At 64.2% G+C, this 13,733-nt stretch carries 12 protein-coding genes; 6 read left to right on the top strand and 6 right to left on the bottom strand.

Translation table 11 applies throughout. The features are described from left to right. Nucleotide 1: 1 nt before the first annotated feature. The 5 genes from DM872_RS29345 to DM872_RS29365 all read right to left on the bottom strand — a co-directional run bounded on the left by DM872_RS29345 (nt 2) and on the right by DM872_RS29365 (nt 4,749). Nucleotides 2–745, bottom strand: coding sequence for an SDR family NAD(P)-dependent oxidoreductase (locus DM872_RS29345; protein WP_179062677.1), 744 nt, complete (start codon nt 743–745; stop codon nt 2–4). Continuing rightward, nucleotides 745–2,046 carry an acyl-CoA dehydrogenase family protein gene (locus DM872_RS29350; protein WP_179062678.1) on the bottom strand — a complete coding sequence of 434 codons (1,302 nt, stop codon included), beginning with the start codon at nt 2,044–2,046 and terminating at the stop codon, nt 745–747. Before DM872_RS29350 ends, DM872_RS29345 begins: the two co-directional genes overlap by 1 nt. 33 nt (nt 2,047–2,079) lie before the next feature. Further along, on the bottom strand, nt 2,080–3,144 hold the full coding sequence (locus DM872_RS29355) for a phosphotransferase family protein (protein WP_179062679.1): 1,065 nt from the start codon (nt 3,142–3,144) through the stop codon (nt 2,080–2,082). A gap of 103 nt (nt 3,145–3,247) precedes the next feature. Further along, complete coding sequence (locus tag DM872_RS29360) at nt 3,248–3,757, bottom strand: MarR family winged helix-turn-helix transcriptional regulator (RefSeq protein ID WP_158713771.1); 510 nt, start codon at nt 3,755–3,757, stop codon at nt 3,248–3,250. Between the two features lie 254 nt (nt 3,758–4,011). Next, a complete protein-coding gene (locus tag DM872_RS29365; protein WP_077523248.1) occupies nt 4,012–4,749 on the bottom strand; it encodes an SDR family NAD(P)-dependent oxidoreductase in 738 nt (245 codons plus the stop codon). A gap of 149 nt (nt 4,750–4,898) precedes the next feature. Here DM872_RS29365 and DM872_RS29370 point away from each other — a divergent pair, with 149 nt between their 5' ends. Then, nucleotides 4,899–6,098 (top strand): amidohydrolase family protein, encoded by a 1,200-nt coding sequence (locus DM872_RS29370; protein WP_179062680.1) that lies wholly within the window; start codon nt 4,899–4,901, stop codon nt 6,096–6,098. A 134-nt stretch (nt 6,099–6,232) separates the two neighbouring features. Here DM872_RS29370 and glcC read toward each other — a convergent pair whose 3' ends face one another. Continuing rightward, a complete protein-coding gene (gene glcC / locus DM872_RS29375; protein ID WP_077523252.1) occupies nt 6,233–7,006 on the bottom strand; it encodes a transcriptional regulator GlcC in 774 nt (257 codons plus the stop codon). Between the two features lie 238 nt (nt 7,007–7,244). Between glcC and glcD the strand changes: the two genes are divergently transcribed. From glcD to DM872_RS29400, 5 genes are all read left to right on the top strand, one after another. Next, nucleotides 7,245–8,744 (top strand): glycolate oxidase subunit GlcD, encoded by a 1,500-nt coding sequence (gene glcD / locus DM872_RS29380; protein WP_179062681.1) that lies wholly within the window; start codon nt 7,245–7,247, stop codon nt 8,742–8,744. Then, nucleotides 8,744–9,799: a glycolate oxidase subunit GlcE gene (gene glcE / locus DM872_RS29385; RefSeq protein ID WP_077523256.1), complete on the top strand. Its 1,056-nt coding sequence runs from the start codon at nt 8,744–8,746 to the stop codon at nt 9,797–9,799. The genes glcD and glcE overlap by 1 nt, the downstream gene beginning before the upstream one ends. 8 nt (nt 9,800–9,807) lie before the next feature. After that, the gene (gene glcF, locus DM872_RS29390) at nt 9,808–11,025 is read left to right on the top strand and encodes a glycolate oxidase subunit GlcF (protein ID WP_077523258.1); all 1,218 of its coding nucleotides are present in this window, start codon (nt 9,808–9,810) and stop codon (nt 11,023–11,025) included. A gap of 106 nt (nt 11,026–11,131) precedes the next feature. Continuing rightward, the gene (locus tag DM872_RS29395) at nt 11,132–11,533 is read left to right on the top strand and encodes a heme-binding protein (RefSeq protein ID WP_077523261.1); all 402 of its coding nucleotides are present in this window, start codon (nt 11,132–11,134) and stop codon (nt 11,531–11,533) included. Nucleotides 11,534–11,552: 19 nt separating this feature from the next. After that, nucleotides 11,553–13,727, top strand: coding sequence for a malate synthase G (locus DM872_RS29400; protein WP_179062682.1), 2,175 nt, complete (start codon nt 11,553–11,555; stop codon nt 13,725–13,727). The last annotated feature ends 6 nt before the right edge of the window (nt 13,728–13,733 follow it).

Here is a 13,733-nt window from a genome sequence, read left to right on the forward strand (position 1 = left end):
CCTATGGCAAGCCGCCATCCACCTTGATCAGCGAACTGGTGGTGTAGGTGGAGTAGGGGCTGGCAAGGTAGAGCGCGGTAGTAATGATCTCCTCGGGCTGGCCCGGTCGACCCAGCGCATTGGCGCAGCTCTGGCGCATGTCCTCGGTCCAGGCCTTGGCGATATCCGTAAGGAATGGGCCGGCGGAGATGGTGTTCACCCGTACCGTGGGCCCATATTCCTGGGCTAGGCCGACGGTCATTGCGTTAAGCGCGGCCTTAGCGCCGGCGTAGGGCACTATCTGCGGAGAGGGACGGATGCCACCCGTGCTGCTGATATTGATGATGGAACCACCCTCTCCCGCCGCCATGCGCTGGGCTACCAGCGCGCTCAGACGGAAGGGACCCTTGAAGTTGAGGCCGAGGACCTTGTCGAAAAGCTCCTCGGTCACTTCGTGGCTGGGCACCGCCGGAGACATGCCGGCGTTGTTCACCAGCACGTCGATTCGACCGAATTCGGCGTAGACCACATCCACCAGGCGCTCCACTTCCGCCCACTTGCCCACGTGGCAAGCTACGGCCATGGCACGCCGGCCCAGCGCCCGCACTTCCTCGGCTACGGTTTCGCAGGCGTCCAGCTTGCGGCTGGCGATGATCAGGTCGGCATCGCGCTCGGCGAATGCCTTGACCATCTGATAGCCCAGCCCTCGGCTACCCCCGGTGACTAGAATGACCTTGCCGGTCAGGTCGAACAGCTTGTCGCTCATCATTGCTCTCCCAGGATGTGGGAATAGCGCACGCGCGCAGCGGCGATCTTCGGCGGCAAGTGCTCGGAGGGGAACAGCCCCTCGGCGGCCTTGTAATTGCGCAGCAGTTCGCGGGCGACGGTGATCTGGTGCACCTCGGTCGGACCATCGGCCAGCCCCATGGTGGGCACGTTGTTCCACATGTAGGCCAGGGGCGTTTCGAAGGTTGCACCGAGTGAGCCGTGCAGATGGATGGCGCGACGGACGATCTCGTAGTAGATCTTCGCCATCGCCACTTTGACCATGGCGATATGGGCGCGCGCCTTGCGCGGATCGCCGTGGCTGTTGTCGATTATCCAGGCGGTCTTGAGTACCAGAAGGCGGAACTGCTCCAGCTCGATCTGAGTGTCGGCGAGCATGGCCTGCACCGTGCCCTTCTCCGCCAAGAGGGTGCCCTGGGTGTATCGGCTGAGGGCGCGCTCGCACATCATGTCCAGCGCGCGCTGGCACTGGCCGACGGTGCGCATGGCATGGTGAATGCGGCCTCCGCCAAGACGTGCCTGAGCCACCGCGAATCCGCCACCGATTTCGCCGAGCATATGGTCCAGCGGCACCCGCACATTGTCGTAACGCAGGTAGCCTTCGGTGGCCTCATCCTGCTCCAGGCGCTCGCCCATGTGCGGCACGTTGCGGATGATTTCCAGGCCCGGGGTCTCACGCGGCACGATAAACATGGACATGCGGTTCTGGATCGGCGCGTCCGGTGCGGTCACCGCCAGCACTAGGATGAACTCGGCGTAACGGGCATTGGAGGAGTACCACTTCTCGCCATTGATCACCCAGTGTTCGCCATCGCGCACGGCGGTAGTGGTGAACACCCGAGGATCCGCACCGCCCTGAGGCTCGGTCATCGAGAAGCAGGAGACGATGTCGCCATCCAGCAGAGGCTGCAGGTAGCGTGCCTTCTGCTCGGGGGTGCCGAACATGGCAAGAATTTCGGCGTTGCCGGTATCCGGCGCGGCGGTACCGAAAACCGTGGGCGCCCAGAGGGATCTGCCCAGGCGCTCATTCATCAGCGCCAGCTTGAGCTGGCCATAGCCCTCCCCACCCAGATGTGGATCGAGGTGGCAGGCCCAGAGCTTCTGCTGGCGTACCTTCTCTTGTAAGGGCCTGAGGATCGCGCGGGATTTTTCGTGGCGAGTGTCATAGACCACGCTAACCGAGGGATAGAGCACATCCAGCGGCTCCACCTCCTCACGCAGGAATCGGTCGATCCAGTCCAGCTTGGCTTGAAATTCGGGGTCGGTGGAAAAGTCCCACATCTGTCATTCTCCAGGCAGTTTCGGCGGGCCGCGTCAGGCGGCTGCGATGAGTTGTCGGGCCTTGGCCATCAGCCAGGTGGCGTAGTCGTGCAGATAAGCGCCCATTTCCTTGGGGGCCTTGCCGATCAGCGAGCGCGCATAGGTGCCTTCGAGCAAACAGGCGAGCTTGTAGCAGGCCAGCACGAAGAACCACGGCATGCTGGTCATGGAACGGCCGCTCAGTTCGCCGTAGAGGCCGATCAGCTCAGCGCGGCTCATGAAACCATCCCAAGGCTCCACCACCGGCTTGGCGCCGGCACCACCCTCGGGGTCACCCGGCTCGCGCCATGAGGTCAGCACCCAAGCCAGATCCAGCAGCGGATCGCCAAGGGTGGATAGCTCCCAGTCGATCAGCCCGGAAATTCGGGGGGCCTCCAGAGAGAACATGACGTTGGGCCACTGAAAGTCGCCGTGGATAATGCCGATGCGGCCGTCCGCGGGGACATTGTCGGAAAGCCAGCGACCCACCTCGTCGACATGGGGCAGAGAGGTCTCGCTGTAACCGGGGGTGTCTCGGTAACCGTCCAGTTGCGAGCGCCAGCGCTCCACCTGGCGACCGTGCCAATCATTGGGTCGGCCGAAGTTTTCGAGGCCGAGAGCCTGATAGTCCAGCCCACCCAGGGCAGCAGCGGCGCTGACGAACTCCTCCCCCATGCGCCGACGCCAGCTGGCATTCGTGGCATAAAGTCCCTGCAGTTGGCCCGCCGGAGAAAAACCCTCCAGGGGCTCCATCGCATAGAAGTTGACGCCCATCACCGTGCCATCGGTACTGGCCGCCAGCAGGCGTGGGTGGGGCACGGCGCTGCCTGCGATCGCCGCCAAGACACGAGCTTCTCGCGCCATGGTCTCGTTGCTGTTGGCGCGCAGATGACGCGGCGGGCGACGCAGCACGAAGCGGGCGTCGCCGCGCTGCATAAGGAACAGATTGTTCTGCGAGCCACCGGTGAGCTGGGTGACTTCTGTCACCGGACCACTACCAGGCAGGCCTGCTAACTCGATCCAGGGAGCCAGGGCCGCCCAGTCGAGAAGCCCGTCGAAATCGGGAAGGGTCGAAGTCATCTGGTTCGCTCCCTGACTACCCACACCGCCCGATTGGCGGAGCGGCGTGAATTGCTCGTTGTCGCGAACATCGACCTACCTCCCGTTTACCTGGTTCTTGTTGTTATGCCGGCCCTCCTGCGGACTGCTCTTTGTCCAGTTCGAGGTTCCGGCGTATTTGCCTCAGCACGCTCAGCGTCTGTTCCAACTCCACGACTTCCAGCCCACGGGAGATGCGCTCGGTCCACTCCGCGCTTTCCCGGTTAGCCTCTGCGTAGGCGTGGCGCCCCTTGTCGGTGGGCACCAACTGCTTGGAGGTCTTGTGATGAGGGTTGTCCACGTAGAGGACATGCCCGTCCTCCACCAGCACATCGGCCACCCGCTGCACCGCCTGGCGGCTATAGCCCAGACTGCGCGCAATTCGCGCCACGGTTGGCGGCTCCTGCGCCAGGACCACCGAAGCCAGGACGATGGTCTGGGCAGAACTACCCAGCGCCGCCGGCTTCCTCGCACTCATCACCCGACCATGCAGACGCAGCACCTCATCAACCAATTCGGCCAGGCGGGCACCCTGCTCGCTGTGGACCGAATGGTCGAACGTCACTGCACCACTCGTTTCGGACGTCTTGCTCAAACTATGACACCTCTTTTCCACATTGACAACATACTGTCAATTTATCTCATATTGAATTTCCTTTGATCCGGCACGCCGGACTAGAGGGGAAGGCTATGCGGTGCTTCAACCCCGGGCAACAGGATTGAGAACGCGTCAGCCTATCCGTAGGGAAGCAAAGAGACGGATGCAGGAGTTGGTGGAGATGTGAAAGGCAGTCCCGGAGAACGACCGGGCCGGAAAAGAAAAGGCCCGACTAATGCCGGGCCTTGGGCTCATAAACCGTTTGCCATGTATCCCCCATCCGCCGCCAACACATGGCCGGTGACGAACGATGCTGCGGGCGACACCAGGAACAGGATGCATGCCGCGATCTCCTCCGGCCGGGCCCAGCGCCCCAGAGGCGTCCGCGCGAGCACCCGCGCATTACGCTCGGAGGCATGCTCCTGGATACCGCGAGTCATCGGGGTGTCGGTCCAGCCCGGCGCCACGGCGTTGACCCGGATACCCTCCTTGCCCCAGGCCACCGCCAGGCTGCGGGTCAACTGGACCACGCCCCCTTTGCTGACGGAGTAGGCCGGCGCAGTAGGGCTACCGAAGAAGCTCATAACAGAGGCCAGGTTGACGATGGCGCCGCCATCTCGCGCCAGCAACTCGCGGGCGGCATAACAGCAGCGCATGGAACCATTGAGGTTAATCTCCACCGTTTGCAGGAAACCCTCCTCCTCGAACTCCGCTGCACCGCGACCGATACCGGCAGAGTTAACCAGGATATCCAGACGCTCGAGTTCGGCGAAGTAGCGCGTCACCGCCCCACTGTCGCGTACGTCGAGCAGATCGAACACGGCGCCAGCAAGCTCGGAGTCCGCGCGACAGGCTTCTATTTCTGCCAGGGAAACTCCCGTGGCGCGCACGGCACACCCTGCTCGCAGCAGTTCAACCACAGTCGCCAGGCCTATACCGCTGCTGCCGCCGACTACCACCGCCACCTTTCCAGTCAATGCTTCGCTCATGCTTCGTTTCTCCTGGCCACCGGCCATGTCAATGACAATACGTCAGTTAGCAAATCTTGATACGCGCCAATTCCAGCCATCTTGACGCACACCTATAACTAACATACAGTCAGTTTCACTAATCAACCAGACCGATCACAGAGGTCATGATGCGTAACGTCAATTACCCGATCTACGATGTCGACCGGCACTTTTACGAGCCGCCGGAGGCCTTCCTGACCCACCTGCCCAAGGAATACCGCAAGGAGTTCCAGTACGTGCAGGTCAACGGCCGAACCAAACTGGCCGTCGGTGGTGTGATCAGCGACTACATCCCCAACCCGACCTTTGATGTGGTGGCTGCGCCGGGTGCACACGAGAAGTGGTACCGCGGAGAGAACCCCGAAGGCCTGTCGCTGCGTGAAATCGGTGGCGAGCCGATACCTTCGGACCCGGCCTTCTTCGATGGTGCCGCACACCTGAAGGTGATGGACGAGCAGAAGATTCATGCCGCATTGTTCATTCCCACCTTGGCCTCGGTGATTGAAGAACGCCTGGCTGACAAGCCGGATGTGATCGCCGCCCTGATGCACGCTTCCAACCGCTGGCTGGCCGAGGGCTGCGGTTTCGCCCGCGAAAATCGACTGTTCCCGGTGCCGATGATCAACCTGTTCGATGTCGATCGCGCCGTCGAAGAGCTGGAGTACGTGCTGAAGCACGGTGCTCGTGTCGTAGGTATCCGCCCTGCCCCAGTCGCCGGCACCAAAGACCCGATGGAGGGACGCGCTCCGGGCATGCCGGAGTTCGACCCATTCTGGGCCAGGGTCAACGAGGCGAAGATCTTCGTCATGCTGCACGTCTCCGACTCCGGCTACGACAAGATCAACCGCTGGTGGACCGCTGGCGGCAAGGGCGAATTCCGTCCCTTCGAGAAGGATCCCTTTGCCGAGACCCTGGACTGGATGGGTCGCGCCATCTCCGACACTCTGACCTCGCTGGTCTGCCACGGCGTCTTCGACCGTTTCCCGGACGTGCGCGTGGCCTCGCTGGAGAACGGCAGCTCCTGGCTGGAGCCGCTGCTGGAACGTCTGGCGATGAACTACAAGAAGATGCCAAAGGCCTTCAAACAAGACCCGGTGGAAAGCTTCAAGAAGCACGTTTTCATCTCGCCGTTCTACGAGGACCCGGTGCTGCGTATCTGCGAGATCATGGGTGACAACCGCGTGCTCTTCGGCAGCGACTGGCCGCACCCGGAAGGCCTGAGCCACCCGTGGGACTTCTTCAAGGACATCGAGGATCTCAGCGATGCCCAGGCTCAGCGTGTCATGAGCACCAACTTGAAAGGTTTGCTGGAGGGCGTCCGCGACTGATCCGGTGCGGACTTCGCTAGCGACAGGGCATGGTCACAATCCATGCCCTTTTTTATGGCATTACGAGCAGAGAAAGACCTCCAGTGACACTCCCATCCTTGGCGAACATGGAAGCCCGCCGCAGCAGATCGCGCTCAAGCCCAGCCTTCGAGGCGCAGGGTCGCCCGCACCAACCGCTGCTCTTCCTGCTCGATCTCCTTGAGGCTGTCGCGAATGCCGTGGATGTGATCGCGGGCCGCGCGCTGAGCCTGGTCGGGCAAGCGCTCGGTCACTGCGTGGTAGAGACGGGAGTGCTGGCGATCCAGCTGTTTCAGGCTGAGCGGCCGGTGGTAGAGGTTGTTAACCGAGGCAAACACCGAGCTCAACATCAGGTCGGTCAGCGATTTCAGGGTGTGCACCAGCACCGGGTTATGGGAGGCCTCGCACACCGCCAGATGGAAGGCGTGGTCGAGGCGTGCATGTTCTTGGGAGTCCAGGCCCTCCGGAGCAGCATGGGCCGCAAGCATTTCCTCGTAGCGTCGGGTAATCAGCACGAAGTCTGCCTGAGTACCGCGCAGCGCGGCCAACCTGGCGGATTCGCCCTCCAGCAGAGCGCGCACTTCCAGCAGGTCGTAGAGGGTGCGCGGCTGGGAGCTGAACAGGTGCATCAGCGGGCTGGCATCGCGTGGCCCGGTCAGCTCAGCCACATAGGAGCCACTGCCCTGGCGGGTTTCGATGATCCCGCGCCCACGCAACACCTTCAGCCCCTCGCGCAGCGCCGAGCGGGAAATGCCCAGCTTGTCGCACAGGCGTCGCTCGGAAGGCAGCGACTGGCCGCTTTTGAGCACGCCATCGACGATCAATTGCTCGATGCGTTCGGCCACCACATCGGCGACCTGTCGGCGTTCGTCAGTCTTTTCGCCCGACATTGGCCTCTCCTTAAACTGGTAGGACCAGTTGTTAAACACCATTTCAAGGCTTGTACGAAACTCCCTACAGCATAGAGGCCGCATTAGAAGCAATGAACCACGTTAGCTCTATTCGCCACAGAAACTGGTAGGACCAGTTGATAGACCAATGGACGGCCAGCTGAAGCGGGACCAATGATGGTTCTACAAACGCCCCCGCAAACGCTGGCGCCACAACAACAAGACCGATGAGCCTGCCATGAACATCCTCTACGACGAGCGCGTCGACGGCGCGCTGCCGAAGGTCGACAAAGCCGCGCTGCTGACCGAACTGCGCGAACGCCTGCCCGACCTCGATATCCTCCACCGAGAGGAAGACCTCAAGCCCTACGAGTGCGACGGGCTCTCCGCCTATCGCACCACGCCCATGCTGGTCGTACTGCCTGAGCGCATCGAACAGGTGGAGCAACTCCTGAAGCTCTGCCATGAACTCCGAGTGCCGGTGGTGGCTCGTGGCGCCGGCACCGGTCTCTCCGGCGGCGCCCTGCCGCTGGAACAGGGCATCCTGCTGGTGATGGCGCGCTTCAACCGCATCCTGGAAGTGAATCCGGCCGGGCGCTTCGCCCGCGTCCAGCCTGGCGTGCGCAACCTGGCCATCTCCCAGGCAGCAGCGCCCTTCGACCTCTATTACGCGCCGGATCCGTCTTCGCAGATCGCCTGCTCCATCGGCGGCAACGTCGCGGAAAACGCCGGCGGTGTGCATTGCTTGAAGTACGGCCTGACCGTGCACAACCTGCTCAAGGTGGACATCCTCACGGTGGAAGGCGAGCGTCTGACCCTGGGCTCCGATGCTTTGGACAGTCCCGGCTTCGACCTCCTGGCACTGTTCACCGGTTCGGAGGGCATGCTCGGTGTGGTCACCGAAGTCACGGTCAAGCTGCTGCCCAAGCCCCAGGTAGCCAGGGTGCTGCTGGCGGCCTTCGATTCGGTGGAGAAAGCCGGCCGCGCGGTGGGCGACATCATCGCCGCCGGCATTATCCCCGGCGGCCTGGAGATGATGGACAACCTCGCTATCCGTGCCGCCGAGGACTTCATCCATGCCGGCTACCCAGTGGACGCCGAGGCCATCCTGCTCTGCGAGCTTGACGGCGTGGAAGCGGACGTCCACGACGACTGCGAGCGGGTGCGCCAGGTGCTGGAGCAAGCCGGCGCCACCGAAGTGCGCCTGGCCCGCGACGAAGCCGAGCGCGTGCGCTTCTGGGCCGGGCGCAAGAATGCCTTCCCGGCGGTGGGCCGCATCTCCCCGGACTACTACTGCATGGACGGCACCATTCCCCGCCGCGAGCTACCCGGCGTGCTGCGCGGCATCACCGATCTCTCGGCCGAGTACGGCCTGCGGGTGGCCAACGTCTTCCATGCCGGCGACGGCAACATGCACCCGCTGATCCTCTTCGACGCCAACCAGCCCGGCGAGCTGGAGCGGGCCGAGGCCCTGGGCGGCAAGATCCTCGAGCTCTGTGTCGCGGTGGGCGGCAGCATCACCGGCGAACACGGCGTGGGGCGCGAGAAGATCAACCAGATGTGCGCCCAGTTCAACGCCGACGAACTGACCCTCTTCCACGGCGTGAAAGCGGCCTTCGACCCGACGGGCCTGCTCAACCCCGGCAAGAACATCCCCACCCTGCACCGCTGCGCCGAGTTCGGCGCCATGCACGTGCACCACGGCCAACTGCCCTTTCCCGAACTGGAGCGCTTCTGATGAGCCAGACATCCTTCGATGCCAGCGCCTGGTTGCTGGAGCAGGTCAACGATGCCCTCGCCCGACGTGAACCGCTGCGCATCCAGGGCGGTGGCAGCAAGGCGAACCTCGGCCGCGCGGTGACTGGCGACCTGCTGGAGACTCGCGCGCACCGGGGTATCGTCACCTACGACCCCACCGAGCTGGTGGTGACGGTGCGCGCCGGCACGCCACTGGCAGAGCTGGAGCAGGCACTGGACGAGCAAGGTCAGCTGCTGGCCTGCGAACCACCTCACCTGGGTAGCAACGCGACTGTGGGCGGCATGGTCGCCGCCGGGCTGTCCGGCCCGCGCCGGCCCTGGGCGGGATCGGTGCGCGATTTCGTCCTCGGCACCCGGGTGATCTCCGGTGGCGGCAAGCACCTGCGCTTCGGTGGCGAGGTGATGAAGAACGTCGCCGGATACGACCTGTCGCGCCTGATGGCCGGCAGCTTCGGCTGCCTCGGCGTGCTCACGGAGGTCTCCCTCAAGGTCCTGCCCAAGCCACGCGCCGTGGCCAACTTGCGCCTGGCGGTGGACGTGGCGGATGCCCTGCGCCGGCTCGCCGAATGGGGTCAGCAGCCGTTGCCCATCAGCGCCGCCTGCCATGACGGTGAGTTCCTGCACCTGCGCCTGGAGGGCGGCGAAGGCTCGGTGGCCGCCGCCCACGACCGACTTGGCTGCGAAAGCGTAGAGCCGGGTTTCTGGGAGGACCTCAAGGAGCAGCGCCTGCCCTTTTTCAGCGATAGCCGTCCGCTCTGGCGCATTTCCCTGCCCAACGACACGCCGGCTCTGGACCTGTCCGGCGCCCAACTGGTGGATTGGGGCGGTGCCCAGCGCTGGCTCAAGTCCGAAGCTCCCGCTGAGGAAATCCGCGCAGTCGTGAGCCGCAACGGCGGCCACGCCACCTGTTTCGACTCTTGCGACAGCCCTTTCCAGCCGCTGCCGGTGGCGCTGCTGCGCTATCACCGCCAGCTCAAGGCGCAACTGGACCCGCAGGGGATCTTTAACCCCGGGCGGATGTACGCGGAAGTCTGAGGCCGAATATGCAAACCCATCTGAGTGAACAGGCCCGCGCCCTGCCGCGCGGCGAAGAAGCCGAAGCCATCCTGCGCAGTTGCGTGCACTGCGGCTTCTGCAATGCCACCTGCCCCACCTATCAGCTGCTGGGCGACGAGCTGGACGGTCCGCGCGGACGCATCTACCTGATGAAGCAGGTGCTGGAGGGCCATAAACCCAGTGCCAGCACCCTGCAGCACCTGGACCGCTGCCTGACCTGCCGCAATTGCGAGACCACCTGCCCCTCCGGCGTGCAGTACCACAACCTGCTGGATATCGGCCGCGCGGTGGTCGAAGAACATGTGCCGCGCCCCTTTACCGAGCGCATGCTGCGCGCCGGCCTGCGCGCAGTGGTGCCCCACGCTGGACTGTTCAAGGCAATGGTGCACACCGGAAACGCCTTCCGTCCGCTGCTGCCGGAGGCACTCAAGGCCAAGCTGCCGCGTGAGGTTCGCCCGGCCCGCCCACGCCCTGCCGTCCGCCACGCTCGCCACGTGCTGATGCTCGAAGGCTGCGTGCAACCGGGGCTTTCCCCCAACACCAATGCCGCCGCCGCCCGGGTGCTGGACCGCCTGGGTATTAGCGTCGAGCCAGCGCGTGAAGCGGGTTGCTGCGGCGCTGTGGACTATCACCTGAACGCCCAGGACGCCGGCCTCGACCGCGCCCGGCGCAATATCGACGCCTGGTGGCCGGCCATCGAGTCCGGTGCCGAGGCCATCATCCAGACCGCCAGCGGCTGCGGCGCCTTCGTCAAGGATTACGGCCATCTACTGAAGGATGACCCGCACTACGCCGCCAAGGCCGAGCGCGTCGCCCAACTGGCGAAAGACCTGGTGGAAGTATTGCGCGATGCGCCGCTGGAAAGTCTCGGTATCCGCGGTGACCTGCGCCTGGCCTTCCACTGCCCCTGCACCCTGCAGCACGCGCAGAAGCTCGGCGGCGCGGTGGAAGGCGTACTCAGTCGGCTGGGCTTCCACCTGACGCCGGTACCCGACGGGCACCTCTGCTGCGGCTCAGCCGGTACCTACTCCATCACCCAGCCGGAACTGTCCCGGCAACTGCGCGACAACAAGCTCAACGCCCTGGAAAGCGGCCAGCCCCAGGTCATCGCCACCGCCAACATCGGCTGCCAGACGCACCTGGACGGCGCCGGCCGCACTTCAGTGCGGCACTGGATCGAGCTGGTGGACGAGGCCATGCACTGACACCTGCAGGAGCGAGCCTTCTCGCGAACGACCCAGAACAACTTCGCGAGCAAGCTCGCTCCTACCCAGATCGAATCTACCTGCGAACTCAATTTGAGGATTAGCCATGCAGCACAAAGCCATCCTGAGCCAGACCGAAGTCGCCCGCATTCTCGCGGCCGCCCGCACCGAGGCCGAAGCCAATCAGTGGAAGGTGTCCATAGCCGTCGTCGATGACGGTGGTCATCCGCTGGCCCTGGAGCGCCTTGACGGCTGCGCGCCAATTGGCGCCTACATTGCCACTGAAAAGGCCCGCACCGCCGCCCTCGGCCGCCGCGAATCCAAGAGCTACGAGGACTTGGTCAACGGCGGGCGCAGCGCCTTCCTCTCCGCACCTTTGCTCACCTCATTGGAAGGCGGCGTACCCGTACTGGTGGACGGCCAGGTAGTCGGCGCCGTTGGTGTGTCCGGCGTCAAGGCCGACCAGGATGCCCAGATCGCCCATGCCGGCGCCCGGTGCCTGGCCTGACTTTCAACGGAGATACAGCATGACCGAACACGTGAAGCGCCACCGCCTGCAGGTGGCTACCGAACTGGCCGCCTTCATCGACAACGAAGCGCTGCCGGGTACCGGCCTGGACCAGGAAACCTTCTGGCGGGACCTCGATGCCCTGGTTCATGATCTGGCGCCAAAGAACCGCGCCCTCCTGGCCGAACGTGACCGCCTGCAAAGCGAACTGGACAACTGGCACCGAGCCAACCCAGGCCCGATCCATGATATGGCAGCCTATCGAGCCTTCCTCGGCGAGATCGGCTATCTGGTGGAGCAACCAGCGAAGGTGCAGGCCGCGACCACCAACGTCGACCCGGAACTGGCCGTACAGGCCGGTCCACAGCTGGTCGTACCCATGTCCAACCCGCGCTACGCGCTGAACGCCGCCAACGCACGCTGGGGCTCGCTCTACGATGCACTCTACGGCACCGATGCCATCCCCGAGGACGGCGGTGCGGAGAAAGGTGCCGGCTACAACCCGATTCGCGGCGAGCGAGTGATCGCTTTTGCCCGCACCTTCCTCGACCAGGCTGCGCCGCTGGCCGAAGGCTCCCATGCCGAGGCCAGCGGCTATCGGGTGGACGGCGGTCGGCTGCTCGTCAGCCTGGGGGATCGCCAGAGCGGACTGCGCGATCCCGAGCGTTTCATCGGCTATCAGGGTTCGGCCGACGTACCCAGCGCCATCCTGCTGAAGAACAATGGGCTGCACTTCGAAATCCAGATCGACGCCAACCACCCGATCGGCAAGACCGATGCCGCCGGGGTCAAGGATGTGCTGCTGGAGGCCGCCCTCAGCGCCATCATGGATTGCGAGGATTCGGTGGCCGCAGTGGATGCGGCAGACAAGGTGCAGGTCTACCGCAACTGGCTGGGCCTGATGAAGGGCGACCTCACCGAGGAAGTCAGCAAGGGCGGCAAGTCTTTCACCCGTCGCCTGAACGTCGACCGCAGCTACACCGCCGCCGATGGCACGGCCCGGAGCCTGCCGGGTCGCTCGCTGATGTTCGTGCGCAATGTCGGCCACCTGATGACCAACCCGGCCATCCTCGATGGCGAAGGCCACGAAGTTCCCGAAGGCATCCTCGACGGCGTAATCACCACCCTCGCCTCCCTGCATGACCTGAAGGTCCGTCGCAACTCGCGGCGCGGCTCCATCTACATCGTCAAGCCGAAGATGCACGGCCCGGCTGAAGTGGCCTTCGCCGATGAACTCTTCGGCCGTGTCGAAGACCTGCTGGGCTTGCCGCGCCACACCTTGAAGATGGGCATCATGGACGAGGAGCGGCGCACCAGCGTCAACCTCCAGGCCTGTATCGCCGCCGCCTCGGCGCGAGTGGCCTTCATCAACACCGGTTTCCTCGACCGCACCGGCGACGAGATGCACACCGCCATGGAAGCTGGCCCCATGCTGCGCAAGGGCGATATGAAATCCACCGCCTGGATTCAGGCCTATGAGCGCAATAACGTGCTGGTAGGCCTGGCCTGCGGCCTGCGCGGCCGCGCGCAGATCGGCAAGGGCATGTGGGCCATGCCGGACCTGATGGCGGCCATGCTGGCGCAGAAGATCGCCCATCCCAAGGCCGGCGCCAACACCGCCTGGGTGCCCTCTCCAACCGCGGCTACCCTACACGCCTTGCATTACCACCAGGTGGATGTGCAGGAGGTGCAGCAGGAGCTGGAGCGCATCGATCTCGCCACCGAACGCGAAGGGTTGCTCACCGGCCTACTGACGGTGCCGGTGGCCGAGAAGCCCGACTGGAGCATCGATGCCATACGCGAGGAACTGGAGAACAATGCCCAGGGCCTGCTCGGCTATGTAGTGCGCTGGGTGGAGCAAGGGGTCGGCTGCTCCAAGGTGCCGGACATCCACGACGTGGGCCTGATGGAAGACCGCGCCACCCTGCGCATCTCCAGCCAGCACATGGCCAACTGGTTACGCCATGGCGTGGTCAGCCGCGACCAGGTTCTTGAAGTGCTACAGCGCATGGCCAAGGTGGTTGACCAGCAGAACGCTAGCGACCCGAATTACAGGCCCATGGCGCCGGACTTCGACTCTTCCGTTGCCTTCCAGGCCGCTTGCGCGCTGGTCTTCGAAGGTTGCGCGCAATCCAGCGGCTATACCGAACCACTGCTGCATCGTTTCCGCTTGTCGTTCAAGAGCAGAAACTGACCTTCT

Origin of the sequence: Pseudomonas taiwanensis, from assembly GCF_013393345.1 — a bacterium.
In the GTDB taxonomy this organism is placed as follows: Bacteria; Pseudomonadota; Gammaproteobacteria; order Pseudomonadales; family Pseudomonadaceae; genus Metapseudomonas; species Metapseudomonas resinovorans_C.

Coding starts and splice junctions, on each gene's coding strand:
- DM872_RS29345 (WP_179062677.1), bottom strand. CDS start 745: ATGAGCGACAAGCTGTTCGACCTGACCGGCAAGGTCATTCTAGTCACC.
- DM872_RS29365 (WP_077523248.1), bottom strand. CDS start 4,749: ATGAGCGAAGCATTGACTGGAAAGGTGGCGGTGGTAGTCGGCGGCAGC.
- glcD (WP_179062681.1), top strand. CDS start 7,245: ATGAACATCCTCTACGACGAGCGCGTCGACGGCGCGCTGCCGAAGGTC.
- DM872_RS29400 (WP_179062682.1), top strand. CDS start 11,553: ATGACCGAACACGTGAAGCGCCACCGCCTGCAGGTGGCTACCGAACTG.
- DM872_RS29395 (WP_077523261.1), top strand. CDS start 11,132: ATGCAGCACAAAGCCATCCTGAGCCAGACCGAAGTCGCCCGCATTCTC.
- glcE (WP_077523256.1), top strand. CDS start 8,744: ATGAGCCAGACATCCTTCGATGCCAGCGCCTGGTTGCTGGAGCAGGTC.
- DM872_RS29355 (WP_179062679.1), bottom strand. CDS start 3,144: ATGACTTCGACCCTTCCCGATTTCGACGGGCTTCTCGACTGGGCGGCC.
- DM872_RS29350 (WP_179062678.1), bottom strand. CDS start 2,046: ATGTGGGACTTTTCCACCGACCCCGAATTTCAAGCCAAGCTGGACTGG.
- DM872_RS29370 (WP_179062680.1), top strand. CDS start 4,899: ATGCGTAACGTCAATTACCCGATCTACGATGTCGACCGGCACTTTTAC.
- glcC (WP_077523252.1), bottom strand. CDS start 7,006: ATGTCGGGCGAAAAGACTGACGAACGCCGACAGGTCGCCGATGTGGTG.
- glcF (WP_077523258.1), top strand. CDS start 9,808: ATGCAAACCCATCTGAGTGAACAGGCCCGCGCCCTGCCGCGCGGCGAA.